Raw genomic sequence first — 25,299 nt, forward strand, 5'->3', positions numbered from 1 at the left:
ACGTATCTTAAATGTATAATCAGGAAGATAATATTTAATATTTCACTCAAGAAATTTAAAATCAAATTTTAGAATTTATTAAGCGAAGTATCTGTCTAATAATCCTTTAAATGCTCTACCATGTCTAGCTTCATCTTTACACATTTCGTGTACTGTGTCATGGATTGCATCTAAGTTTAATTGTTTAGCTAAAGTTGCTAAATCTTTCTTTCCTTGGCAAGCTCCAAATTCAGCATCTACTCTTTTTTGTAAGTTTGTCTTTGTATTAGCATCAACAACTTCTCCTAAAAGTTCTGCAAATTTTGCAGCATGTTCTGCTTCTTCAAAAGCTATTCTTTGGTAAGCTTCTGCTACCTCTGGGAATCCTTCTCTATCTGCTTGTCTTGACATTGCAAGGTACATTCCAACTTCTGTACATTCTCCCATGAAGTTTGCTTGTAATCCTTCTACAACTCTTGGATCTACGTCTTTTCCAGCTCCGATTCTGTGCTCGTCAGCCCAAGCCATTTCTCCTACTTGTTCCTTGAATTTATCAGCACCTACTCCACATACTGGGCATTTTTCTGGTGCAGTTTCTCCTTCATGAATATATCCACATACTAAACATACAAATTTTTTCATATCTAATTTCTCCTCTATTCTCTTTATTTAATTCACACACTTTTTTTATTTTTATTATAGGTTTTTAGGTGTTTTATTTGTTTTTCTTTTCTATAGTCATTATTATATAATAATTATTATCCGTTGTAAATACCTTTTTTAAAAATTTTTTAAATAAAAAAAGAGAGGATATATATCCTCTCTAAAAACTTTTCTTAAGCTTTCTTTTTATTAATAGTATAAATTTTCTGTTGGGTATTCTGCATCACAAGTTATATCAATTCCAAGCTTTCTAAATGCTTGCTCATCATTATTACTAATTATTGTAGTTGAGTGAGCTTGTGATCCCTTAAGCATAGGAAGCTTTTCAACAGCAACTTGAGCCATTGGGTTCGTAGCAGCACAAATACTTAATGCCATAAGTACTTCTTCACAAGTAAGAGCTGGTCTTCTTGAAGCTAAAGTTTCTTTCTTTAATCTTATTATAGGATTTAATATAACTGGAGAAATTAAATGAATATCATCTGAAATATTTGCAAAATGTTTTATTGCATTTATAATAACAGCTGCTGTTCCATCCATTAATTCTGAAGTCTTACCAGTAAGTATTGTTCCATCTTCTAATTCAATTGCAACTGATGGACATATATCATTAGTATCTTGAAGTTTTCTAAGTCTTTCAGAATTTTCCCTAGCCTTTATAACAACTTTTCTATCTGACTCTTTTAAATTCAATTCACTCATTATTAATGATACTCTTTGGAATGTTTCTTTATCAACATATCCCTTTTTGTATTCACAAGCAGTTTTAAAGTATCTTCTTATAATTTCTTGTCTTGAAGCTTCTTTAACAACTTCATCATCTATAATACCAAATCCAACTCTATTAACACCCATATCAGTTGGTGATTTATAAATTGATTCTTCCCCTGTTATCTTTTCAATTATTCTTTTAAGAACTGGGAAACTTTCAATATCTCTATTATAGTTTACTGCAACTTTATTATAAGCATCAAAGTGGAATGAATCTATCATATTAACATCCTTTAAATCTGCTGTAGCAGCTTCATATGCAATATTAAGAGGATGCTTTAATGGTACATTCCATACTGGGAATGTTTCAAACTTTGAGTATCCAGCTACTCTTCCATTTTTATTTTCATGATAAAGTTGACTTAAGCATGTTGCAAGCTTTCCACTTCCTGGACCTGGTGCAGTAACTACAACTATTGGTTTAGTTGTTTCTATATATGGGTTCTTTCCATATCCCTCATCACTTACTATAGTATCAACATCAGTTGGATATCCTTTAGTTGCTCTATGCTTATAAACTTTAATTCCTCTTCTTTCAAGTTTATTTATAAATATATTTGTAGCAGGTTGATCATCATATCTTGTTATAACAACGCTGTTAACATCTAAATCATATGTTCTAAGTTCATCTATTAATCTTAAAACATCAGCATCATATGTTATACCAAAGTCACCTCTTATTTTATTTCTTTCAATATCTCCTGAATAGACACAAATTATTATCTCTGCCTTTGCTCTTAATTTATGTAATAATTTAATTTTAGCATTTTCATCAAAACCAGGTAATACTCTTTTAGCATGTAGATCTTGAAGTAACTTTCCACCAAATTCTAAATATAGCTTATCATAATTATTTACTCTTTCTAATATGTACTTAGATTGTTCTTCTAAATATTTTTTGTGATCAAATCCTACTTTCATAATATCTCCTTTATCTACTTTATTCTTTATTTTTTATAACAAACATTATTATTGCACAAATTAATTCTAATGTAAATTTGTATAATACTTAAAATATTCATTAAATTAATGCAAATTAAAAAAAGAAGTAAAATAACTTCATTTTACTTCTTTTTTTATTTATTGTTTTGCTTTACATTTATTATATATAGGACTATTTTCATAAAAATACGTAAACCATAAAATATTAACAAAGAATATGTAATATAATGGTTCTCCCGCTGTAAACCCTTTTAATCCTATAAGTGATAGTAGTCCTAAAAGACCTATATATTTGTGTTTATTATACTCCATAGAACTCCCTCCAAAATTGTATTCTTATTTTATTATATACAAATTTAGGATATTTTTCTATGAATTATTAAATTACTTAAATGTATATTTATATTCCGGTCTACCAATGTTCCCATAATCTATTGTAACTATAGCTTTATCTATACTTTCTAAATAATCTATATACTTTTTAATAGTTACATTGCTGACACCTGTCTCTTTAGATATTTGTCTTATAGTCCAGTATTCTTTTTTATTATTTTCTATAACTTCATATATCTTATTTAATGTAGTCTTATTTATTCCTTTTGGTAAATCCCTATATTCATTATTAGATATATTATCATCACTATATAACTTATCAACTGCTGTCTGATCTAATTTAGATGTACCTATCAGAAGGTTTCTTTTCTTGTTATATTTGTCTATAGCTTTTTTGAATCTATCAAATTCAAATGGCTTTATAAGATAATCAATAGCTCCATATGCAAAAGCTGTCTTAATTTCTTCTGTATTATCTGCCGCTGTCATCATTATAACTTCCGTTATAATTCCCCGCTCTCTTATATGCTTTAATATCTGTATACCATTTTCCTTTGGTAAATATATATCCATTAATATTAATGCCACATCATTTTTTTCTAATAACTTGATAAGATCTTCTTTATTTGAAACAGTTCCCACTACCTGAAAGCCTTCAATCATTTCAACATATTTTTTGTTTATAAGTGCTACCATTGGATCATCTTCAACAATAACAACATTTCTCATTTTATCCCATCCTTTGTATTACAACTTTAAATTTTTTATGTTTTCTATATTCTTTTATCTCTATGCTTCCTTCGTACAGGTCTACCCTACCTTTAACAGTAGATAGTCCTATACCACGTCCTTCCCCTTTAGAACTTACCCCATTTTCAAATAATTTATCTTTAATTGATTTGTTTATTTTATTTCCGTTATCACTTACTTCTATTTCTATCTCTTTATCACTTTCATCTATGAATACTTTAACAAAGCTTTCATTTTCATTCTCAACACATGCATCAAATGCGTTTTCTATAAGATTTCCAAGAATAGTTATTAAATCTACAGATGTTATATTGCCATGATTCTCTTTCATATAGGAACTTTCATCTATTATAAAATCTATATTTCTTTCCTTTGCAATCAATTTCTTGCTAAGTAACATAGCACTTATTAAATTATCATTTATATTTGCTACATTAGTTGAGTTTTCTAATACTTCTTTCTGACAATCATAAATGTATTTTTTAGCTTCTTCATACTCCTCTACATTTATTAATCCAAGTATTACGTGCAATTTATTTTTAAATTCATGAACATTTGCCCTAACACTCTTTAACAGTCCATCTATACCTGTTATTTCTCTTGCAAGCCTATTAATATTCTCACCTTTTAATAAAGTAATTACAGCCCCTAAGTATTTTCCTTGTTCTTTTATAAAGCTAAGATTAATAAATATCTTTTCTCCAGATAAATTAATTTCCTTCATTCGCACACTTTCATGCTTCTTTATGTATTCATCTAATTTATCTATAAGTTCATCAATATTTAAGTTATCAAACATCTTAAGGCAATTATCATTTATTTCTAAAATTTTGTTATGATTATCTATCGCAATAACACCTTCATCTATAGAATCTAATATTATTTTCTTTTCATTATATAATCTTGCAATTTCATCTGGTTCCATTCCAAGCATTTCTCTCTTTATTTTTCTAGCAAAACTTTCTGAAAGAAATATTGTGATTGTAATTATTATTATAAAAAGTAATAGTGCACCACCTATAACTTTATTAGTAAGAGTTTGAACATCTTTTAAATACTTACCAACCATAACAAATCCAACTTGCTGTCCATTATAATAAACAGGTTCAAAATATCTAAGTGTCACCCCCATAGACCCCTTCATAGTAGAATAATAACTACTACCATACTCTATGACATCTCTATTATCAGTATTTACATATTTTTTCCCTATCTGACTGCTATCAAGATGCGAATATTTTTCACCACTCATATCTCCAACAACTATAATATCTACATTATTAAACCTTTCAATATAACCTTCAACATACTTTTGAATTGAAAAATCATTTTCTTTATGTGCTAATTTTTCTTGGACTAAAGGGGTATTTGACACCACATAAGCTATTTCTTTTAAGTCCTTCTTTATTCCATCCTTTATATCATCTACTCTAAGATTCATAAAGAAAGCAAAAGTAAGCACAAGCGGTATTGCAGCTATTATTATACTTCGTTTTCTAATTCTTGTCTTAAAGCTCATTTTCCCCTCCTAATTATAGTTTGTATATTAGATTATACATATTCATTGTTCTTTTAACAATTAATTTTATTATAAAATAGTCCCACTAGATTATATTACTAATCAAAGTGGGACTATATAAAATATTATGCTATGGCATTTTTACATTCATTTTCAGTTAAATAATCATTCATATTGTCATATGAAATACTTATCATATTTGTTAAGGCTTCGTCTGTATATGAACCCATATGAGGAGTTATTAACACCTTAGGGAACATTCCAATAAGTTTTTCTATATTTTTATCTTTTATATCTTGTCCATTTAAATTCTTAAAGAATACTTCACTTTCTCCTTCAAAAGTATCTACTCCAAATCCACCAAGCTTTCCGCTTTCAAGACCTCTAATTATTGCATCTAAATCTTGAAGTTCTCCTCTTGCCGTATTTATAAGTATTGAATTATCTTTCATCTTTGAAATGAATTCATCATTTATGAAATGATGATTAACATCTTTTATAAATGGCATATGTACTGATACTACATCTGATCTATTTAATAATTCATCTTGACTTACAAATTCTACAACTTCTTTTGCAGCATCACTTTGGAATACATCATAAGCTAAAACTTTAGCACCTAAACCTTTGAAAAGTTTTGCTGTTGTAAGACCTATTCTACCAGCTCCAATTATACCAACTGTACAATTTCTAATTTCTTTACTAAACATAGTAGCATCGATTGTAAAGTCCTTATCCTTAGTTCTATTAACTGTATACGCTGTATGTCTAAGTAACATCATAGCTAAAGTTACTGCAAGTTCTGATATTGCATTTGGTGAATATCCTGGTACTCTTGCAGACTTAAGTCCAAGCTCTTTAACTGCTTCTAAATCAACATGGTTGAATCCAACTGTTCTTGTAAGAACATATTTTAAGCCATGCTTGCTTAATAATTCTAAGTTTTGTCTATCCGCCATACAGTTACCTCTAACCATTATAGCTTCAGCACCTATTGCTTCTTTAACATTTTCATGATTTAATCCCTTTTCTACAAGCTTTAAATCATATCCGTATTTATTTAATTTATGGAAGAATTCAACCTCTGTTTCTCTTACTCCAAAACAAACTAATTTAATTGACATATAAGCCATCTCCTTCTTATGTTATCTAAACAAATAATCCTAAGTTTTTAATTACTTCTAATACAACTATCCAACATGGCATAGCTACTACTGCAACTATTGTTGATAATAATGAACAGTTAGATGATAAAAGTGATTCTTTATCAAAGCTTATAGCATAAGCTGCTGCAACTGTAGCAGTTGGTGTTGCCATCATTATTACTACTGTAGCTAATCCAACATATGATACTGGTAATATACCTGTAACATTTAATACATATAGTAATACAATGTTTATAAGCGGTACTATAATAACCTTTTTTATACTATACATCCATGATTCCTTTGAAGCCATCGCTTCCTTAAATGGTATTGTCGCAAGTTTTGCTCCAATTGCAAGCCATGCAAGTGGTGAACATAATGAACTTAAATATGTTAATGGTTTATAAAGCCATGGTAATGTTTGGTCTATTCTTAAGAACGCATAATTCTTTACACCTTCTTTAGTTGTAACTGCAACTTGTGGTAATGAATCTTGGAATAACCATATAAATAATCCTAAGAATGTAGCAATAATTATTGGGTTTAAGAACATATCTTTTAAGTTCTTCTTCATGTTAGACTTGTCCATTTTTACGCCTGACATTTTTATGTAACCATATGAATAAAGGAATACTCTATAAGCTATGTTAAATATTGATGAGTACATAACTCCTATTGGTCCATATACAGCTTGTACTATCGGAGTACCAAAGAAAGTAGTTGAACCAAATATAGTTAATACTCTTAACGTGTCTTGCTTATCCCCTTTATATCTTGAGTACATTAATTTACTTATAAATATAAGAAGTATGTATATTACAAATCCCCATATTAAAAGGTTTATACCTTCTTGCATACTCTTCTTGTCTATATCTACTAAGAATGCTTTTAATGCAAGTGCTGGGATTGCTACTGATAGAACAACCTTAGTTAGTATTTTTGATGCTCCATCATTGATTATATTTTTCTTTCTTAAATAAAATCCTAAGAAAATAATTGCTATTGATGAAAAAATTGCTCCGATAATTGCATTATCTGTTAATGTTTTTCCTAAAATGCTTAAGATATCCATTAATTAAATCCTCCTCTGTTTATCTTTTTAAATTTATAATTACTTTTGTTATTTCTTTCACATTTATGTTATAACATTAACAATTAACTTTAAATTATATTTAAATTTCTAAATAATTAATTAACTTAATTAAGTGTAATCGTAATTCTAATTCACTTAATTAAGTTAATTAATTATTTTTTCGTTAATTTATTGACAATATTTGATATTAGTTTAGACTCTTCTCTTGCTTTTTATATAAATGCAAGATCTAGTATTATCTATATTTTCATTATTTTAACCTTTAGTATTTCTGCTAATTTAAAAGAAAATAAAAGAAGTTCAATAATCTTTTGTTATTGAACTCCTAATATATTAACTATAAAATTTTCATTAAGCTCCTCTGAAACTATATTTTTAACCTTTACTTTTGCATTCTCATTTATATACTCTAAAATAGGGTCTGTAATATATGAAAGAGTATCTAAATATAATTTTTCTCCACTAATTATATTTAATACTAATTCTTTTTGAGAATATAATTCCTTGCATTCACTTAAAACATTATAAGCCCCAAATCCACATTTTTTAATTGGTGTTTCCTTCGATACATAAACTCTTCCCTCAAAAGTCTCATCTCTATTAATTAATTTATTTATATAAAATTCTATTATTTCTTTAGATATTATTTTCTTATTTGTTATATTGCTTCTTTTTATTGTTTCTTCATTTATAATTATATTTATAAATTTTATATTTTTATAGGATAGATTATTATTAATATTTTTTATAAAATTATTATTATCATCTCCAAGAATAATTATATTATCATATTCATCTATTTCAGTTTCAAGAATATCAAATATTGAATCATTATTTGTTCTTGCTATATCTATAAAAGTTAAATTATATCTATTGAGATTTATTTTAAAGGTATAATAAAAACTTATTACACTATCTTTTAAATTTATTTTTCTCTTAAAATTAAGCTTCTTTAATTTATCTATACTTTTAACTATGGTAGATCCCCCTATACCATAATATATTATTTTTATATTATTCTCTTCTCTCACAGCAAGCTCCCCCTTTAATGTCTTTAGATGTATTGTACCATGAATTAACGTATTTTTTAACAAAGTAACCTATTGTAAAAAAGAGCTAGCAATTTTTCATTTGCTAACTCTACTGCATTATATTTTAAATATTTCTTTTATATCATCTTCATTATAATTTACAATTAATTCTTCTGGGAAATCTAGTTCTTTTACTAACTTAATACAATTATCAAATTTTCCAACATCATAACATATATGTGCATCACTACCAAATATAATTTTTGCTTTTTCTCTTTTGCATATATTTAACATCTTTGTATCATTTTCTAATGCACCTTTTCTAAATCCATTTGGCTTTAATGATGAATTATTAAGTTCTAATAAGACGCCCTTTTCTTTAGCTACTTTAACTATTTTTTCATAATTTACCGGATATCTTGAATCATCTAAATGACCTATTATCTTTATATTAGGTCTATCCATAGCATTTATTACAGCTATAGTATTCTCTTCTTCAGTGCCTGATGCTATGCATGTAGCATGTAAACTAGCAATTGCATAATCTAGCATCTCTAAATCTTTATCTATTAAATCCAAATTTCCTTCATAATCTAAAATATTCACCTCTGCACCAACTAACGTTCTGACATTGTTTATTTCCTTTGGTATAACTCTTAAATTATGAAAATGAAATATATGTGCAGTTCCTGGCATTTGAGGTGCATGATCTGATATCCCTAAATATCTCAACCCTTTATTACTAGCACTATCTATATTTTCTTTTACAGTACTATAAGCATGCCCACTAGATACTGTGTGTGTATGTAAATCTATTAACTCTCTCATTTTAATTCCTCCTTAGATGACTATTAATATATTTTACCATAAAAAATTATTATAACAAAAATAACTAAATATATTCATATAAATTATTATTGACTATATGCTAATTCATAAGAAAAGCAGAAATCTTAAAGATTCCTGCTTTATTGGAATTTATGGGCATAAATATTAAACTTTCATGATTAATACTTATATAATTCCTTAACCATTTTTATATAGCTCTTATATATTCTTTTAATACTTTTAAGAATAGTAAATACCTTATATTCAAATTAACACTCTATTTCTTTATCAATATTTGATAATTGTTTCTTATAAAATATAGCAAAGGCTATTATCGTAATGGTCGCTGCTATAATATCTGCTGCTGGTTCTGCCATTAATACGCCTGCAAGCTTATTTTCAAAAATCATAGGTAATAAAAGTGCTAATGGTATTAGTAATATTATTTTTCTAAGTAAAGCTAAAACTAAAGAAATTTTTGCTTGTCCAAGTGCAAGAAATGTTTGTTGACATCCAACTTGTGCTCCATAAATTAGAATTCCTGCAAAGAATATTTTAATACTCCATGATGTTATTTCAAGAAGCTGAGGATCATTGTTAAATATTCTTACAAATACTTCTGGAACAGTCATAAGTAGAAGCCACATAGTAGTTGAATAAACTACGCAACTTATTATAAGTAACTTAAAGGTCTTCTTTACTCTATCTAATTTCCCTGCACCAAAATTATAACTAATTATTGGCTGTGCACCTTGTGAAAGACCTATAAGTGGCAAAATAATTATTTGCATTACACTACTCATTATAGTCATTGCCCCAACTGCAAGGTCGCCTCCAAATCTTAATAATTGATTATTCATTATTATTATAACTAAGCTTTCAGTAGCTTGCATTATAAAAGGTGATACACCAAGAGCCATTATAGGTAATAATATTTTTAACTTTGGTATTATATGCTCTTTTCTTATTTTTAGAGTACTCTTTTTACCAAATAAAAACTTTAATACCCATATAGCTGAAACTAATTGCCCTATAACAGTTGCAAGGGCAGCACCTTTTACTCCTAAATCAAATCCAAAAATTAATATTGGATCTAATATAATATTTATAACAGCTCCTATCACAACTGTAGCCATTCCTATTTTTGCAAATCCTTGTGTATTAACAAAAGGATTCATACCTAAGGCAATTTGAACAAATACTGTTCCTATTAAATAAATTCCTAAATATTCTGATGCATAACCTATAGTAGCTTCACTTGCTCCAAAAGCCCAAAGCAAGGGCTCTTTAAATATTAAAAATCCTATGGTCATAACTACTCCAATAATAACTAATGCTCCAAAGCTATTACTCATTATTTTTTCTGCTTCATCATTCTTTTTCTCACCCATCTTTATAGCTGCAATAGGTGCACCTCCAGATCCAATAAGAGCACTAAAAGCAGCAACTATCATTATAATTGGAAAAGCAACCCCAACTCCCGCCATAGCAATTCCTCCATTTGGAATTCTGCCAATAAATATTCTATCTACTATGTTGTATAATACATTTACAAGTTGTGCTATAATCGCTGGAAGTGCTAATTTAAATAATAAACTCTTAATATTTCCATTGCCTAAATCTATAACCTTTTCTCTCATACCCTTACCTCATTCTTCTTTTATTAATTTTATACATATAATATTAATCTTTTTGCAATATTTTTTCAACATTAAATGAATTGAAATTCATAAAAATTTTTATTTATACTATTTAACAAAAAAAGTGATAATAGTAACACTATTATCACTTACTAATAATTCGATATATTATCTTTTATGTTTTTCTATAAACCTTCTTATTCTTTTAACAGCTTCCATTATATCATCCATTGACGCTGCATAGCATGCTCGTATAAATCCTTCTCCACAATCTCCAAATGCATTGCCCGGTACTGCTAAAACTTTTTCATCCATTAAAAGTTTTTCACAAAATTCATCCGATGTCATTCCTGTTGATTTAATGCAAGGAAATACATAAAGAGCTCCTAATGGCTCGAAACAATCTAGTCCCATTTTTCTAAATCCGTCAACTAATACTCTTCTTCTTCTATTATACTCTCCTGCCATTTCTTTTACACTATCATCGCCATTTTTAAGTGCTTCTATAGCGGCATATTGAGCAGTAGTTGGAGAACACATAATTGCATATTGATGTATCTTTTTCATAGCATCTATTAATACTTCATTTCCACATGCATATCCAAGTCTCCAACCTGTCATTGCATAGGCCTTTGAAAATCCATTTATTATCAGTGTTTTATCTTTAACCTCAGGAAAACTTGCAATTGATACATGCTTCTTATCATAGGATAATTCGCTATATATCTCATCTGATAAGATCACTATCTCTTTATCTTTTAATACATCAACAATCTTTTCAAGCTCCTCTCTTGTCATTATAGCTCCTGTTGGATTATTAGGAAACGGTAGTATTACTACTTTTGTCCTAGGAGTTATCGCTTCTCTAAGCATATCTGGCGTAAGTTTAAAATCATCCTCTGCTCTTAAATTAATTATTTTTGCTGTAGCCCCAGTAAATGCAGTACATCCTCTATAAGCTACAAAGCTTGGTTCTGGTATTATAACTTCATCACCAGGTCCAACTAAAGCTCTAAGTGCTAAGTCAATACCTTCACTACCTCCAACAGTTACTAATATTTCACTGTCTGCTTTATAAGAAAGATTGTATCTTCTATTCATATAGTTTGATATCTCTTCTCTTAATTCAATAAAACCTGCATTTGAAGAATAATGAGTATGACCTTTCTCCAATGAATATATTCCAGCTTCTACAACATTCCAAGGTGTAACAAAATCAGGCTCTCCAACACCAAGGGATATAACATCTTCCATCTCATTTATCATATCAAAATATTTTCTTATACCTGATGGGGGCATGTCCTTTACTTTGCTTAAAATCATTTTTTCCATCATCATATAAATATTGCCTCCCTATCATTCATCTTCTTATCTTTAAATATTGTTCCATGATCTTTATATTTCTTAAGTACAAAGTGAGTTGCTGTCCCTTGAACATATTCTTGTACTGAAAGTTTTTCAGATACAAACATAGCAACTTCTTTCATTGTTTTCCCTTCAACTATAACAGTTAGATCAAAACCTCCTGAACTCATTAAATAGCATGCTTTTACATTTGAAAATTTATATATTCTCTCAGCTACTTTATCAAATCCTTCTCCTCTTTGTGGAGTTATTTTGACTTCAATTAAAGCTGTTACTGTCTCTCTTCCTGTATTTTCCCAATTGATTAAAGTCGTATAACCTGCAATTATATTCTTTTCTTCATAATCTCTTATAGCATCTCTGACTTCTTCTACTGTTTTACCTGTCATTATGGCTATTTCTTCATCAGTATATCTACTGTTTTTCTCTAATACTTCAAGAATTTCTTCCATTTTTATTCCTCCCTATAGACCTCAATAATCTTTTTCTTTTAAAATAAAAAAATCCCTCATCCCTAAAAAAGGGACGAAGGTTACTAACTCTTTCGCGGTACCACCCTAATAAGTAAAAATATTACTATAATTACTCACTCAGTAAGAATACATATTATATTCCTTCCTCTTTAACGGTAGGACTCCGGTACTATTTTATTAAGCAATAAGCTTATTTCTCAATAGACAACTCCAAGGCTGCTTCCATAAGGCTAACTTACTAAATTCACACCACTCTTTAGCTCTCTTAAAAGTTATATCCAAATGTACTCTTCCTCTTCCAAACTTTTTACATTTATTTATTTTCTATATTATATGATTATATTTTAATAAATTCAATACCTTTTTTCTTAATTTTTTCACACTTTATTATATTTCTATCTATAATAAGTAATAATATTGAATTAAAACCTTATTTAGGATATGATTTAATTAAAAATTTTATGTAGGAGGATTTATATGAAAAAGTCAAACTATCATACTCATACCAAAAGATGCTTACATGCTGAAGGTTCTGATGAAGAATATGTTATTGAGGCAATAAACAAAGGCTTACATACTATAGGCTTTAGTGATCACGGTCCATATCCTGATAATAGATTTGATCTTAGAATGCAATATAATGAATTAGATGATTATTATGATTCAATAAATTTCTTAAAAGAAAAATATAAGGATAAAATAAACATAAAAATTGGCCTTGAAATAGAATATTTTAAAGATCAAACTGATTACTATAAAAAACTTCTAACTAAATTTGATTATTTACTTCTTGGTCAACATGTATGTATAACAGATAAAGAGCCCTTCATTAATAATTTTGAGCTTTCTAGTACAGATTACTTTATAACTTATGCTAAAGCTGTAAGTGAAGCTTTAGATACAAAACTTTTTGAATTCCTAGCTCACCCTGATTTAATATTTTTAAATAACTTTTCCTGGGATAAAAATTCAGAAAAGGCCTCTAATATAATTATCGAAGCTGCTAAAAGAAATAATGCTATATTAGAAATAAATGCAAATGGAGTTCGTCGTGGCTTAGTTGATTTTCCCGATGGAAAAAGATATAGGTATCCACATAAAAGATTTTGGGATAAAGTTAGAGAATCAAATGTAAGAGTACTAGCATCTGCTGATGCACATGCCCCATCTCAAATATATGATGATATAGTAATTAAAACTATAAATATGGCAAAAGAATGGGAGCTTAACTTAATAGATATAATTGATTAATTAATATAAGAGGATAGGCATTTGTTTAAATGCCTATCCTCTATATTATTAAAAATCTTATCCGATTCCGCCTAATATAATACCTAATATAATAATTACTATTGTTATTAAAACAAACGCATATTTTGCAAAATAATAAAATCCATTGCCAAGTTCTTTAGAATTCCCAGTATTTATTTCCTTTAATACGTCTTCTTTTTTAAGTACATAATAAAATACTATCATAGTTATTAGAGCACCAATTGGTGAAAGTATTATGGTAATAAAGTTTGTAAAATTATTAAATATATTCATATTCAAATCTAAAGGTATTGATAATATGAATCCTAATAGAGCTAATATCAATATAGCCTTTCTTCTAGTTAATTTAGCTTGTGATATTAATGCTTCACAAGGACCTTCTAACATTGCTATCGATGAACTAATAGCAGCAAGGAATACACTGAAAAAGAAGAATGCACCTAATATTTGTCCTCCTGGTATACTTGCAAATATAGTTGGAACTGTTATAAATAAAAGAGGTGGTCCAGCTAATGGATCTAATCCACAAGCAAATACTGCTGGCATTATAACAAATCCTGAAAGAAGTGCAGCTAATGTGTCAAAAATAGCTGTATAAATAGCAGCTCTTGGTATATTAAATTCTTTCTTTGTATAACTTCCATAAACAACTAGGCAACATCCTGTAATTGATACAGTAAAGAAGGCTTGTCCTAATGCATTAACCCAAGTTGTAGCTTTTAATAGATATTCCCATTGAGGAACTAATAAAAACTTAATTCCTTCCATTGCTCCATCTAATGTTAGAGACCTAACTGCTAGAAGTAATAAAATTATAAACATCATTGGCATAATTATTTTATTTATTTTTTCTATTCCTTTTACTACACCAAACCAAACTATTAAGACAGTTATAAATATTGCTATTCCATTCCAAATTATAGTTTCATTACTTCCAGCAAAACTTTCAAAATAATCACCTAAGTTTACATTCTTAAATTCTCCACTTGCACTTATAGTAAAATATTTAATAATCCAACCTACCACTACATTATAAAACATGAATATTCCAAATAAACCCAGTACAGGAACTATTCCGATTAATCTACCTCCCCATAATTTTCTTTCTTTAAAAGCTAACCTTGTACCTTCTAGATTTCCTTTTCCAAACATTCTTCCAAATGAAAATTCAGTTATAAGCCCTGTTGTTCCAAGTACTAGTACAAAGAATAGATATGGTATTAAAAATACAGCACCTCCATTGCTCCCCATTCTATATGGAAACATCCATATGTTTCCGAGCCCAATTGCTGCCCCTACACAGGATAGAATAAACCCTTTACTACTTTTAAAATTTTCTCTTTTATTCATTTTATGACCCCCTAAAAAAATAAAAACCACATAGAATATTCTATGTGGCAATAAAAAAATAAAGCCACATAGTTTACCTATGTGGCTTAATTATCTAAATAATGTTAAACTTAGCCACCATAGATACATCTCCTTCTTAAGGATTGCATCTATGATGATTCATAAATACAATCCTTATCTAAAGTAGCTAAAGAAATTTACATTATATATTTTTGCTATATTTTTAGATATTGTATTCATAATCATCCTCCTAAGTTTTTTATGATTGTATCATATACATTTTAAAAAGTCTATATTTTTTCTCTATTATATTAATATATTTTTATTATTTTAGAAATTATTTTATTAATTTAATATAGCTTTCAAGTCATCTTCTGGAGTGCTTATTGCTTTTAAATCAAAATTATCCATTAAATATTGAAGAACATTTGGGCTTAAAAAGGCTGGTAATGATGGTCCTAAATATATTCCTTTTACTCCCAATGATAAAAGGGCTAAAAGGTCAGCAACAGCCTTTTGTTCATACCATGATAATACAATAGCTAACGGCAATCCATTAACATCTGTATTAAAAGCATCAGCTAATGCTAGAGCTATTCTTACAGCAGAATATGCATCATTACATTGCCCTACATCTAACAATCTCGGTAATCCTGCTACTTCACCAAATTCTAATTTATTAAATCTATATTTACCACATGCTAATGTTAATATAACACAATCTTCTGGTACTTTTTGTGCCATTTCTGTATAATAGTTTCTTCCTGGGCGTGCTCCATCACAACCTCCAATTAAAAAGAAGTGTTTAATCTTTCCCTCTTTAACTGCATTTACGATTTTATCAGCATTGGATAATGTTGCATTACGTCCAAAGCCAACTATTATTTCTTTTTTCTCTTCATCCTTCTCAAAACCACCAAGCTCTAATGCTTTCTTTATAATTTCACTAAAATCTTTTGTTTCATCTTCTTTTCTTTTTATATGTTTTATTCCATCCCATCCAACAACACTTGTTGAGAATATTCTATCTTTATAACTTTCTCTTGGTTTCATCAAGCAGTTCGTTGTCATTAAAATACATCCCGGTATTCCATCAAATTCTTCCTGTTGATTTTGCCATGCACTTCCGAAATTCCCCACAAGATGCTTATACTTTTTAAGTTTAGGATAACCATGGGCTGGAAGCATTTCTCCATGAGTATAAATGTTTATTCCCTTTCCTTCTGTCTGCTCTAAAAGCATCTCTAAATCTTTTAAATCATGTCCTGATACTATTATAAATGGACCTTTCTTTATATTTACATTTACAAGTTGAGGTTCTGGATGATTATAACTTTCTGTATTTGCATGATCTAATATTTCCATTACTTTGACACTCATATCACCTGTTCTCATAGTCATTTTAATTAAATCTTCAGATGTTAGGCTATCATCTGTTGTAGCTTCTAATGCCGTTACATAAAAGTTATCAACTTCATCAGAGAAATAATTTAAGAATCTTGCTTGATGTCCATATGCACTAATTCCTTTAAGTCCATAAACTATTGTTTGTCTTAATGATCTTATATCTGGATCTAATTCTTCATCATACATTATTCCAGCTCTTTCACTTTCGTTTAACATTTCCTCCTTTGTAGAAGGGATATTGTATGTAGCTTGAACTCTATTTGATTTATATCCAGTTTCATTTCTTAATTTTTCTTTTAGTTCTTGTGATTTCTTTAATAATCTAATGTGTGTATCTGGATCAAAGTTTACATTTGTTAATGTTGTAAATAAAGAATCTTCTATAAAGCTCACTATTTCTTTAGGAACGTTATCTCCATTTTCAATAAATTTTTTAGCATATGAGCTTATTCCTTTTAATTGATATATAAGTAGATCTTGAAGATTTGCGATTTCTGGTGTCTTTCCACATACCCCTAATCTAGTGCACCCTTTCCCACCAACTGTCTGCTCGCATTGATAACAAAACATTTTATTTTCCATAAATAACTCTCTCCTTTATAATTGCATTAATATAATATATAATTCCTTTCTTATACTTTTTTTATGTAAAAAAGAGACTATAAAAAATTCTCTTTTTATAGTCTCTTTATAAATTAATTATCTGCAACGCCAGCAATCATCACAATCGTGTTCACATTTTTCTTCTTCGCACTCTTCTTCTTCGCATTTTTCTTTAAAACATTTTATAGCTTTCTCGCAACAGCAATCTTTTTTTTCTTCCATTTCTTTAAGTTTTCTAACTAAACATTCAACTTCTTTTGTTCTTTCTTCAGCTTGTTCAAATAAACGTGCAGCTCTTTCAAGACTCTTTTCGCCTTCTTCTTGTAAGCAAATTATTTCTTTTAACTTTCTATTTATGCATTCGATTAACTTTTGATTTCTCTCTGACATTTCTTTTGCACATTTTTCAAATTTTTCACATTTATCATCTTTATCTTTGCATTTATCTTTGCATTTATCTTCCCATTTATCTTTGCACTTATCTTTGCCCCAATCATTTTTGTCACAATCACAATCACGTTGTCTTCTTCTATTTTCCATATAGTCTCTATTATAATTACCCATAATTTCCTACCTCTCTTTTGTATACTTAGTTTTTATCCTTATAATATACTATATGAATTATGTCTCTTATTGTTACCAGTATTTCCTTCTAGAAATATACAAAAAAATAAAACATAAGACTTAAATCCTATGTTCTATTTAAACTATTTTTTCTCTATAACCTTGAAACTATCTTTATATAGACCAATTACATCCTTCTTATTTTTTATATAACTGATAACCATATCTACAACTTCTTGTGTGATTCTTTCCCCTTGACAAACTAATGGTATACCAGGTGGATATGGTATTATAGCTTCTTTAGCTATAAGTCCAATTGATTCTTTAATTTCGCAAAGTTTTCCGGGCTTTTCAAAGACCTCATAAGGCTCTAAAACCTTCTCTGGTGTAATGTCAAAAAATTTACAATCTCCTTCTTCTTTAATATCATCAATTTTTAGTTTCTCTATGGCATCATATACCTTTTTAAAATCATCCTCTTTATTAAATGGTGATAATATTAAAACTACCCCTCTTGAAAAACTCATTTCTGATTGAATTTTTTCTCTTCTCAGATAATCATGAAGCTTGTGTCCACTATACCCTTTAGGAAGTAATACTAGATATCTACTTAAATCAAATTCATAGCCTTCTTTTAAATCTTCTCTTGAGAATATATGAACTTTTTTTAGACTATTTATCCTTTCTCTCCAAGCCTCCGCTCTATCTATAAGTTCTTCATAATCTAAATTTCCGTATTCATCTAAATAGTATCTTGCATAATCTAAAGATGCCATTAAAAGATATGATGGAGATGTTGTAAGTAATGCATTTTTATAAAACTCTACATTTCCTTCTTCATCATTTACAATTAAATATCCACCTTGTGTTAATGCTGGTATTGTCTTATGAGCACTTAAAATTGTATAGTCTGCAACTTGTGTAATACTTTTAGGTAATCTTTCATTTATTCCAAAATGAGCTCCATGTGCTGCATCAATTACAACCTTCAAACCTCTATTTTTTAAATCTTTAATTATATCTTCTAAGACATAACTTATACCAAAATAGTTTGGATGAGTTAATATTATACCTTTTGGATTATTACTTTTACTTAATGCTTCATAAATTTTACTCTTATCTGGTGGCAAGAATATATCTCTTTCCTTATCTATTACTGGCTCTATATAAGTAACTTTAAGTTTTCTTAATATCAATCCATTATATACAGATTTGTGACAGTTCCTTTCAACAAGTACCTCATCACCTTCATTAAAAGCACTAAATATAGAAATTATATTTCCACCTGAACTTCCATTAACCATAAAATAACCTTTTTTTCCGTTATAAGTTTTTGCTAAAAGTTCTTCTGCCTCTTTTATTATTCCCTCTGGGTGTTGAAGATTATCCAAAGGATCATTTTCTGTTATATCTAGAAATCCAAGTCTATTTGCAAATTCTTTTCCTATATCATCCTTCAAAAACCCTATGCCACACTTATTCCCTGGCATTGATAAAATCAAATTATTTTCGTTATGATAATCTAATAGTGTTTGTAATATTGGTATTTTTCTACTCATAGTACTTCTCCTTATTTTTAATAAGTTCTTCCATTCAGTTTATAATATTCTAATTAAACCCTTTAATTTTCCTTAAACTCTCTATTTAAAATAAATTAATTTATATTAACATTCAAAACATAATATGGCTTTAACTATATAAATTATACAAGGTTATAATCTAATTTTGAATATTTATATAACTGAAAAAGTTGCCCTAAGCTAATAAGGCAACTTTTTTTATTTGATAATTTGAACTAATTTATTTTTAAATACTTTTTCTAAAGTATCTGTTATAAAATCTATATCAATATCATCTATATCTTCCGTTTCATTAATATAAACTCTATAGTCATTAAACATAGTCTCATAAGTAGATAATTCTTTAGCTAAAATAATGCTTTGCTCTTCTCTAAATAATCTTTTAAGCTTAAAACTCTTTTTCCACTTTAAAAGTTCAGATTCAATAATTGTATTTTTAAGATTTTTAATTTCATAAACACACTCATCTATTAGAGATAGTGCTTTATCCACATTTTCTTTTGATGTACTAAATGTAATTTTATAAAATTTTATCCCATTTTCATGACAAACTCTCGTTAATACATCATATACTAATCCATTTTTAGTTCTTAATGTATCAAAAAGTTTAGAGTTTATACCTTCTCCAAAATATTCATTAAATATTCTAAGTGCTCTTACTTCTTTTTCCGAAAGTTTATCGATAGGATAATTTATTTGTATTTTACTAGTTTTTATATCACCTTTTATATCTTCAAAGACTTTTGAATAAGGAGTTTCATAAGTTATTTCATCTATTGTATCTAGTGTACTGTTCCACTCTTCAAAATATCTTTTAACTATATCTAAGACTACATCAAAATCTAATGAAGTAACAACTGCAATTTTAGTATTCCTTGGGAAATATGTCTTTTTATAAAATTCTTTAATATCTTCTAAGCATATATTTTTCAAACTATTAAATGTACCTATTATAGGATACTTTATTCTTCTACTTTCAAATGCATTTAAAAATAGTTTATCTTCTAAATATTGCTCTAAATCTTCATCCCACTCTTTTAACTCTTCAACTATTACACTAATCTCTTCTTTAAAGCCATCGTTTTTAAAGGAAGGATTTATAATAATATCTGAGAAAAGTTCTACTCCTCTTTCTAAATCTTCCCCTAAAAGAGTTCCGTAGTATATTACATATGGATAATTTGTCATAGCGTTTTGGAATCCAAAAATTTCACTAAGTTCTTTATTTATATCTTCTTCGCTTCTATTTTTTGTTCCTTTATAAACCATATGCTCTGTAGCATGTGCTATTCCATACTTTTCTTCATCTCTTAAAGCTCCAGCATCTAAAGATATACATATTGAAGTAAGATCTGATATATTTTTTTTATATATTAACTTTACTCCATTTTCAAGGATATACTCTTTCAAAATTTATCACTCCAAAATATTTTAAAATTTATTCTGCTGCCTTTAATGCAATTGCACATTCAATTCTCTTCTTTTGCATCTTACATCCTATTTCATAAGGAACATGTATATCACCATTAAAGTTTACATTGTTAGCTTGACATCCTCCACTACAGTAGAATCTTGCCCAGCAATCTTTACATTTTGGTTTGTTGTATATATGAGCTTTCTTAAACTCTCTTCCAAGTTCCTTATCATAGCTATCATCAAATATTGTTCCTAATTTGTATTCTTCCTTACCAACAAATTGATGACATGGATATACATCACCTTGAGGAGTTATTGCTACATATTCAAATCCAGCTCCACAGCCTGAAATTCTCTTATACACACATGGTCCTCCATTTAGATCTACATTGAAGTGGTAGAATCTAAATTCATCCCCTTCTCTCTTTCTTCTAACCATTTCATCATAAAGCTTATCATAGTTTTCAAAGATAGTATCTAAATCTTCTTCTCTTAATGAAAGAGGATGCTCTCCTGGTAATACAACTGGTTCTATTGATATTTCTCTAAAGCCTTCTTTAGCCATTTCCATAACATCTTCATAGAAATCAGTGTTTGCTCTTGTAAATGTTCCTCTTACATAGAACATCTTATCTTTATTTCTTCTTTCAACCATCTTTTTGATGTTTGGAAGTATATCATCATATGATCCTGAACCATCAACTTTAATTCTTACATTATCATTTACTTCTTTTCTTCCATCTAATGAAAGTATGATATTACCCATTTCTTTATCCATGAATTCCATCATTTCATCATTTAAAAGAGTTGCATTAGTTGTCATAGTGAATCTTATATTTTTCTTCCACTTTTCTTCATTATCTCTTGCATACTTTATTATTTCTTTAATAGTATCCATTATAAGAGTTGGTTCTCCACCAAAAAGATCTATTTCTATATTTCTTCTAGGACCACTTCTCTTTACGACATAGTCTATTGCTTTCTTTGCAGTTTCTATATCCATAACACCTTTATGTCCATGATATTCACCTTCATCTGCAAAACAATATTTACATCTTAAATTACATCCATGGATAATGTTTAAGCATACAGCCTTTATATAGTCTCTATCATCCATTGAGCTATGAGCTATATCTTCATACATATCTTTTGTATAAAGCATGTCCTCATCTACTAATTGTTTTATTTCATCATAAGCTTCGCTAAGCTCTTTTTCATCATATTTTGATTTTAATTCATTTACAACTGTATTCTTATCTCTTAATCCATTGTCATCTACTAAGTCATAAACTAGTTCGTCAACAACGTGAACTGCTCCTGTATTAACATCTAAGACAAAACAATTGTCTCCTTGTTTAAATTTATGTATTAATGCCATTTTAAAACTTCCTCCTAAATTACATTAATAATTAAGCAGCAACTTAAGTTTAAGTTACTGCTTATTTATTAGTTTTCGCACTCTAAGTTTGCAACTGTGCATGAAGTTTTACATGCTGATTGGCATGAGTTTGCACATTCCTTGCATCCTGGTTTCTTTAAACTGTTCTTGATGTTTGTTTTATTAATTGTTTTTATGTGTTTCATATACTTACTCCTCCATTATTAAAGAATAACATGAAAATTATAACACAAACAGCTTGTATCTTCTACACTTATTGGATAGTTACTAGATATTTATTTTAGATTTAACAAAGTTTTTAATAATATCTTCCTCTTTATAGTAATATTTTACTTTTTTAATATCTTCAATAGTTTCGCAACCTAAACATCCCATAAGTATTTTAGTATTTTCCTTTAATGAATTTATATATTCTATAACTTCCTCCATTCCACCATTCAAATATTTATATAGTATAGGTCCTGATATACCACTTATATTTGCACCAAGCATTATAGACTTTATTATATGACTTCCTTTGCTTATTCCTCCAGATGATATTATATTTAAATCTGGTTTTGCAAGCTTGCAGAAAAGAATTGATTGAGGTGTTGGTATTTCAATCTCTTCTATTTCTTCGAATATATCACTAGTTTTTCTTAATACTTCAATTTTAATAAAGCTTGTTCCACCTTTTCCGCCAACATCCACATACTCTACACCAGCATTTATTAATTCTTTGCAAGCATCAAAGCTAATCCCACTTCCAACTTCCTTCACAATAACTGGAATACTTATATTTTTTATTATACCTTCTATATTTTTTAGCATTCCCTTAAAATTTCTATCCCCTTCTGTCATAACCAATTCCTGTGCTGGATTTAAATGAAGCTGAATTCCATCTGCTTCTATTAAGTCTATTGCTCTTTTTACATTTTCTAAAGAACTAAGTGCACTTAAATTAGAGAGAATAATACCATTTTTATTATTCTCTCTAGCTACCTTAAATGTTCTCTCTAATTCTTTATCCTTAAACATTATAGATTGTGATCCAACTGCCATAGGAATATTAAATTCCTTTGCTATAATGCTTAAATCTCTATTTATTTCAAAGCTTAAATCTGTTCCACCAGTCATGGCATTTATCATAACTGGCATATCTATTTTTTTCTCTAAAAAATTACATTTAAGATTTATTTCATCATAATTTATTTCTGGTACAGAATTATTAAAAATCTTTATATCTTTAAAATAATCTTCTTTAGAATAGGCTTCCATAGCATGTTTTATATGCTCTAGCTTTCTATTCTTACTCTTTTCTAAATCCTTCATTTATTCTCCTTTATATAAAATCCATTAATATACTTATCTTTATCATACAAGATTGTAGTACCATCACATGCCTTTTCAGAATATTCATCTAGCACAAATTTTATTCCATCTATATTAAATACTTTATCATCTTCTCTTTTAAAATCAGTAAATAATTCATAATAAGAAGCACCACAAGAAAGTGTTGCTTTTATTCTAACATATTCATCCTGTGAATTTGCACCTAATTTTATTAATGCTTCCTTTGCTTTTTCATCTATATTTATATTCATAAAATCATCTCCTTAATTTTTATATACTTAGGATTATCAATTTCATTAAAATTTAAACAAAATATTTAAGTTTAAACTAATAAAAAATAGCCTATCGTATATACGATAGGCTATTAAACAATTCATATCTTACAGTGCTTTAAGTGCTACTGCATTTAATAAACTCCATGGTTTATTAAAGTGTGGTTGGAAGAAGAAGTCAGTCATTGCAAGTTCTTCTACAGTCATATCATTTTGAATTACTACTGATAGTGTATTCATAAATTGAGTTAAATCAGCTTTTGAAATGATTTGACCTCCTAGAATTCTTCTTGAATTTTTATCAAATACAATTTTAACCATTGCCTTTTCATATGTTGGCATAAATTCTGGTCTGTAATTTTCTTCAATTGTTGCAGTTTCAACTTCTAATCCCGCAAGTTTAGCACCTTCTTCTGTTAATCCTGTTGATGCTATACATTCTTCGTAGATTTTAATACCTGATGTACCTTGAGTACCCATGTATTTAATTGTAGGTCCATTAATATTTCTAGCAACTAAAGTTCCCATTCTTACTGCATTTGTAGCTAATGGAATATATCTTTCTTCTTTAGTTGGATTAAATCTAACAACACAACAATCGCCTGCTGCAAATACATCTTCTCTGCTTGTTCTCATGTATTCATCAATCATTATTGCACCATTTGGAAGAGTATCAAGCTTTCCATTTACTAATGCTGTATTTGGTCTAAATCCAATACATAATACTACTAGGTCTCCAGCATAAGTACCATTGTCAGTTACTACAGTTTGTACCTTTCCATTTTCGCCTTCAAAGTGCTTAACTTTTTCACCAAGAACTAAGTTAACGCCATGATCTTTAAATGATTTTTCTGCTATATCTGTAAATTCTTTATCTAAATACTTAGGCATTATTCTTTCTTCTGCATCAATTAATGTTACGTTCTTACCTAACATTTCAAATGCTTCTGCAAGTTCAACACCAATGTATCCTGCTCCAATAATAACTACATTCTTAGCTTTCTTACCCTTTTCAGTAATAGCCTTTGCTTGATTATAGTTTTTACATAAAACTATATTTTCTAAGTCTCCACCAACAAAGTTTGGAACTATTGGCCATGAACCAACTGTTAAAACTAATTTATCATAATTATCTTCAAATATTTCTTCTGTTACTAAATTTTTAACTCTAACTTTTTTATTATCAAAATCTATATCTAATACATCATGTTTCATATTTGTTTTAACACCAAGCTCAGCTAATGCTTCTGGTGAACTATAAAACATATCATTTAAATTCTTAACAACATCTCCAACATGAAGTGCTATACCACATGATAAGAATGATATATTATCATTTCTTTCGTATATAGTTACTTCACTATCTGGGTATAATGCCTTTAAATTTACTACTGTTGCTGTACCTGCATGTGTACATCCTATAACAAGAACTTTCATGATTAATTCCTCCTAATTTATACTCATTCTTAATTAATAATCTTTATTTTTTAATTTTTATAATTAAATCATACTTCTTTATAATTTATTTGTAAATAGTTTTTTTGTTAAAATTTATACATGTTTATTAAAATG

Annotated in this window: 23 protein-coding genes and 1 other annotated feature; of the genes, 1 reads left to right on the plus strand and 22 read right to left on the minus strand. The window is 28.4% G+C overall.

Annotated features, from left to right (window positions below):
• Nucleotides 1–78: 78 nt before the first annotated feature.
• The 12 genes from ACQPUW_RS09125 to ACQPUW_RS09180 all read right to left on the minus strand — a co-directional run bounded on the left by ACQPUW_RS09125 (nt 79) and on the right by ACQPUW_RS09180 (nt 12,511).
• Nucleotides 79–621 (minus strand): NADH peroxidase, encoded by a 543-nt coding sequence (locus ACQPUW_RS09125; RefSeq protein ID WP_430837127.1) that lies wholly within the window; start codon nt 619–621, stop codon nt 79–81.
• Nucleotides 622–831: 210 nt separating this feature from the next.
• A complete protein-coding gene (locus ACQPUW_RS09130) occupies nt 832–2,334 on the minus strand; it encodes a DUF1846 domain-containing protein (protein WP_430837128.1) in 1,503 nt (500 codons plus the stop codon).
• A 159-nt stretch (nt 2,335–2,493) separates the two neighbouring features.
• Nucleotides 2,494–2,667: a DUF3796 domain-containing protein gene (locus tag ACQPUW_RS09135; protein WP_430837130.1), complete on the minus strand. Its 174-nt coding sequence runs from the start codon at nt 2,665–2,667 to the stop codon at nt 2,494–2,496.
• A gap of 72 nt (nt 2,668–2,739) precedes the next feature.
• Nucleotides 2,740–3,417 carry a response regulator gene (locus ACQPUW_RS09140; protein WP_430837131.1) on the minus strand — a complete coding sequence of 226 codons (678 nt, stop codon included), beginning with the start codon at nt 3,415–3,417 and terminating at the stop codon, nt 2,740–2,742.
• Nucleotide 3,418: 1 nt separating this feature from the next.
• Nucleotides 3,419–4,957 carry an ATP-binding protein gene (locus tag ACQPUW_RS09145; protein ID WP_430837132.1) on the minus strand — a complete coding sequence of 513 codons (1,539 nt, stop codon included), beginning with the start codon at nt 4,955–4,957 and terminating at the stop codon, nt 3,419–3,421.
• 125 nt (nt 4,958–5,082) lie between these two features.
• A complete protein-coding gene (locus ACQPUW_RS09150; protein WP_430837133.1) occupies nt 5,083–6,081 on the minus strand; it encodes a 2-hydroxyacid dehydrogenase in 999 nt (332 codons plus the stop codon).
• A gap of 25 nt (nt 6,082–6,106) precedes the next feature.
• Nucleotides 6,107–7,174, minus strand: coding sequence for an AEC family transporter (locus ACQPUW_RS09155; RefSeq protein WP_430837134.1), 1,068 nt, complete (start codon nt 7,172–7,174; stop codon nt 6,107–6,109).
• A 335-nt stretch (nt 7,175–7,509) separates the two neighbouring features.
• A complete protein-coding gene (locus ACQPUW_RS09160) occupies nt 7,510–8,226 on the minus strand; it encodes a hypothetical protein (RefSeq protein WP_430837135.1) in 717 nt (238 codons plus the stop codon).
• A gap of 117 nt (nt 8,227–8,343) precedes the next feature.
• Entirely contained in the window at nt 8,344–9,054 is a 711-nt protein-coding gene (locus ACQPUW_RS09165; protein ID WP_430837136.1) for a phosphatase, read from the minus strand.
• A gap of 269 nt (nt 9,055–9,323) precedes the next feature.
• Nucleotides 9,324–10,694 carry an MATE family efflux transporter gene (locus tag ACQPUW_RS09170; RefSeq protein WP_430837137.1) on the minus strand — a complete coding sequence of 457 codons (1,371 nt, stop codon included), beginning with the start codon at nt 10,692–10,694 and terminating at the stop codon, nt 9,324–9,326.
• 168 nt (nt 10,695–10,862) lie between these two features.
• The gene (locus ACQPUW_RS09175; RefSeq protein ID WP_430837138.1) at nt 10,863–12,032 is read right to left on the minus strand and encodes a pyridoxal phosphate-dependent aminotransferase; all 1,170 of its coding nucleotides are present in this window, start codon (nt 12,030–12,032) and stop codon (nt 10,863–10,865) included.
• Nucleotides 12,029–12,511, minus strand: a complete 483-nt coding sequence (locus ACQPUW_RS09180; protein ID WP_430837140.1) for an Lrp/AsnC family transcriptional regulator — start codon at nt 12,509–12,511, stop codon at nt 12,029–12,031. The genes ACQPUW_RS09175 and ACQPUW_RS09180 overlap by 4 nt, the downstream gene beginning before the upstream one ends.
• 66 nt (nt 12,512–12,577) lie before the next feature.
• Nucleotides 12,578–12,842, minus strand: a binding site (T-box leader).
• 167 nt (nt 12,843–13,009) lie between these two features.
• Between ACQPUW_RS09180 and ACQPUW_RS09185 the strand changes: the two genes are divergently transcribed.
• Complete coding sequence (locus ACQPUW_RS09185; RefSeq protein WP_430837141.1) at nt 13,010–13,783, plus strand: histidinol-phosphatase; 774 nt, start codon at nt 13,010–13,012, stop codon at nt 13,781–13,783.
• A 57-nt stretch (nt 13,784–13,840) separates the two neighbouring features.
• On the opposite strand, the gene ACQPUW_RS09190 is transcribed toward ACQPUW_RS09185, so the two are convergent.
• The 10 genes from ACQPUW_RS09190 to ACQPUW_RS09235 form a co-directional block, all read right to left on the minus strand.
• The gene (locus tag ACQPUW_RS09190; protein WP_430837142.1) at nt 13,841–15,154 is read right to left on the minus strand and encodes a sodium-dependent transporter; all 1,314 of its coding nucleotides are present in this window, start codon (nt 15,152–15,154) and stop codon (nt 13,841–13,843) included.
• A 345-nt stretch (nt 15,155–15,499) separates the two neighbouring features.
• Nucleotides 15,500–17,143: a hydroxylamine reductase gene (gene hcp, locus ACQPUW_RS09195; RefSeq protein WP_430837143.1), complete on the minus strand. Its 1,644-nt coding sequence runs from the start codon at nt 17,141–17,143 to the stop codon at nt 15,500–15,502.
• A 117-nt stretch (nt 17,144–17,260) separates the two neighbouring features.
• Nucleotides 17,261–17,728, minus strand: a complete 468-nt coding sequence (locus ACQPUW_RS09200) for a hypothetical protein (protein WP_430837144.1) — start codon at nt 17,726–17,728, stop codon at nt 17,261–17,263.
• Nucleotides 17,729–17,871: 143 nt separating this feature from the next.
• Entirely contained in the window at nt 17,872–19,287 is a 1,416-nt protein-coding gene (locus ACQPUW_RS09205; RefSeq protein ID WP_430837145.1) for an aminotransferase class I/II-fold pyridoxal phosphate-dependent enzyme, read from the minus strand.
• Nucleotides 19,288–19,506: 219 nt separating this feature from the next.
• On the minus strand, nt 19,507–20,718 hold the full coding sequence (locus ACQPUW_RS09210; RefSeq protein ID WP_430837146.1) for a M16 family metallopeptidase: 1,212 nt from the start codon (nt 20,716–20,718) through the stop codon (nt 19,507–19,509).
• Between the two features lie 28 nt (nt 20,719–20,746).
• Nucleotides 20,747–22,102, minus strand: coding sequence for a thioether cross-link-forming SCIFF peptide maturase (gene scfB, locus ACQPUW_RS09215; protein WP_430837147.1), 1,356 nt, complete (start codon nt 22,100–22,102; stop codon nt 20,747–20,749).
• Nucleotides 22,103–22,170: 68 nt separating this feature from the next.
• Nucleotides 22,171–22,308 carry a six-cysteine ranthipeptide SCIFF gene (gene scfA / locus ACQPUW_RS09220; RefSeq protein WP_035279055.1) on the minus strand — a complete coding sequence of 46 codons (138 nt, stop codon included), beginning with the start codon at nt 22,306–22,308 and terminating at the stop codon, nt 22,171–22,173.
• Between the two features lie 82 nt (nt 22,309–22,390).
• Nucleotides 22,391–23,434 (minus strand): type 2 isopentenyl-diphosphate Delta-isomerase, encoded by a 1,044-nt coding sequence (gene fni / locus ACQPUW_RS09225; protein WP_430837148.1) that lies wholly within the window; start codon nt 23,432–23,434, stop codon nt 22,391–22,393.
• Entirely contained in the window at nt 23,431–23,706 is a 276-nt protein-coding gene (locus tag ACQPUW_RS09230; RefSeq protein WP_430837149.1) for an iron-sulfur cluster biosynthesis family protein, read from the minus strand. The genes fni and ACQPUW_RS09230 overlap by 4 nt, the downstream gene beginning before the upstream one ends.
• 129 nt (nt 23,707–23,835) lie before the next feature.
• Entirely contained in the window at nt 23,836–25,164 is a 1,329-nt protein-coding gene (locus ACQPUW_RS09235; protein ID WP_430837150.1) for an FAD-dependent oxidoreductase, read from the minus strand.
• Between the last annotated feature and the right edge of the window lie 135 nt (nt 25,165–25,299).

It is taken from the genome of Clostridium sardiniense, assembly GCF_050584765.1.
In the GTDB taxonomy this organism is placed as follows: Bacteria; Bacillota; Clostridia; order Clostridiales; family Clostridiaceae; genus Clostridium; species Clostridium sardiniense_A.

Excerpts from the sequence above, each read along its gene's own strand:
- ACQPUW_RS09235 (WP_430837150.1), bottom strand. The coding sequence starts at position 25,164 with ATGAAAGTTCTTGTTATAGGATGTACACATGCAGGTACAGCAACAGTA.
- ACQPUW_RS09230 (WP_430837149.1), bottom strand. The coding sequence starts at position 23,706 with ATGAATATAAATATAGATGAAAAAGCAAAGGAAGCATTAATAAAATTA.
- ACQPUW_RS09130 (WP_430837128.1), bottom strand. The coding sequence starts at position 2,334 with ATGAAAGTAGGATTTGATCACAAAAAATATTTAGAAGAACAATCTAAG.
- ACQPUW_RS09125 (WP_430837127.1), bottom strand. The coding sequence starts at position 621 with ATGAAAAAATTTGTATGTTTAGTATGTGGATATATTCATGAAGGAGAA.
- hcp (WP_430837143.1), bottom strand. The coding sequence starts at position 17,143 with ATGGAAAATAAAATGTTTTGTTATCAATGCGAGCAGACAGTTGGTGGG.
- ACQPUW_RS09180 (WP_430837140.1), bottom strand. The coding sequence starts at position 12,511 with ATGGAAGAAATTCTTGAAGTATTAGAGAAAAACAGTAGATATACTGAT.
- ACQPUW_RS09165 (WP_430837136.1), bottom strand. The coding sequence starts at position 9,054 with ATGAGAGAGTTAATAGATTTACATACACACACAGTATCTAGTGGGCAT.
- ACQPUW_RS09135 (WP_430837130.1), bottom strand. The coding sequence starts at position 2,667 with ATGGAGTATAATAAACACAAATATATAGGTCTTTTAGGACTACTATCA.
- ACQPUW_RS09205 (WP_430837145.1), bottom strand. The coding sequence starts at position 19,287 with ATGAGTAGAAAAATACCAATATTACAAACACTATTAGATTATCATAAC.
- ACQPUW_RS09140 (WP_430837131.1), bottom strand. The coding sequence starts at position 3,417 with ATGAGAAATGTTGTTATTGTTGAAGATGATCCAATGGTAGCACTTATA.
- ACQPUW_RS09190 (WP_430837142.1), bottom strand. The coding sequence starts at position 15,154 with ATGAATAAAAGAGAAAATTTTAAAAGTAGTAAAGGGTTTATTCTATCC.
- ACQPUW_RS09145 (WP_430837132.1), bottom strand. The coding sequence starts at position 4,957 with ATGAGCTTTAAGACAAGAATTAGAAAACGAAGTATAATAATAGCTGCA.
- scfB (WP_430837147.1), bottom strand. The coding sequence starts at position 22,102 with ATGGCATTAATACATAAATTTAAACAAGGAGACAATTGTTTTGTCTTA.
- ACQPUW_RS09185 (WP_430837141.1), top strand. The coding sequence starts at position 13,010 with ATGAAAAAGTCAAACTATCATACTCATACCAAAAGATGCTTACATGCT.
- scfA (WP_035279055.1), bottom strand. The coding sequence starts at position 22,308 with ATGAAACACATAAAAACAATTAATAAAACAAACATCAAGAACAGTTTA.
- ACQPUW_RS09200 (WP_430837144.1), bottom strand. The coding sequence starts at position 17,728 with ATGGGTAATTATAATAGAGACTATATGGAAAATAGAAGAAGACAACGT.
- ACQPUW_RS09155 (WP_430837134.1), bottom strand. The coding sequence starts at position 7,174 with ATGGATATCTTAAGCATTTTAGGAAAAACATTAACAGATAATGCAATT.
- ACQPUW_RS09170 (WP_430837137.1), bottom strand. The coding sequence starts at position 10,694 with ATGAGAGAAAAGGTTATAGATTTAGGCAATGGAAATATTAAGAGTTTA.
- fni (WP_430837148.1), bottom strand. The coding sequence starts at position 23,434 with ATGAAGGATTTAGAAAAGAGTAAGAATAGAAAGCTAGAGCATATAAAA.
- ACQPUW_RS09175 (WP_430837138.1), bottom strand. The coding sequence starts at position 12,032 with ATGATGATGGAAAAAATGATTTTAAGCAAAGTAAAGGACATGCCCCCA.
- ACQPUW_RS09150 (WP_430837133.1), bottom strand. The coding sequence starts at position 6,081 with ATGTCAATTAAATTAGTTTGTTTTGGAGTAAGAGAAACAGAGGTTGAA.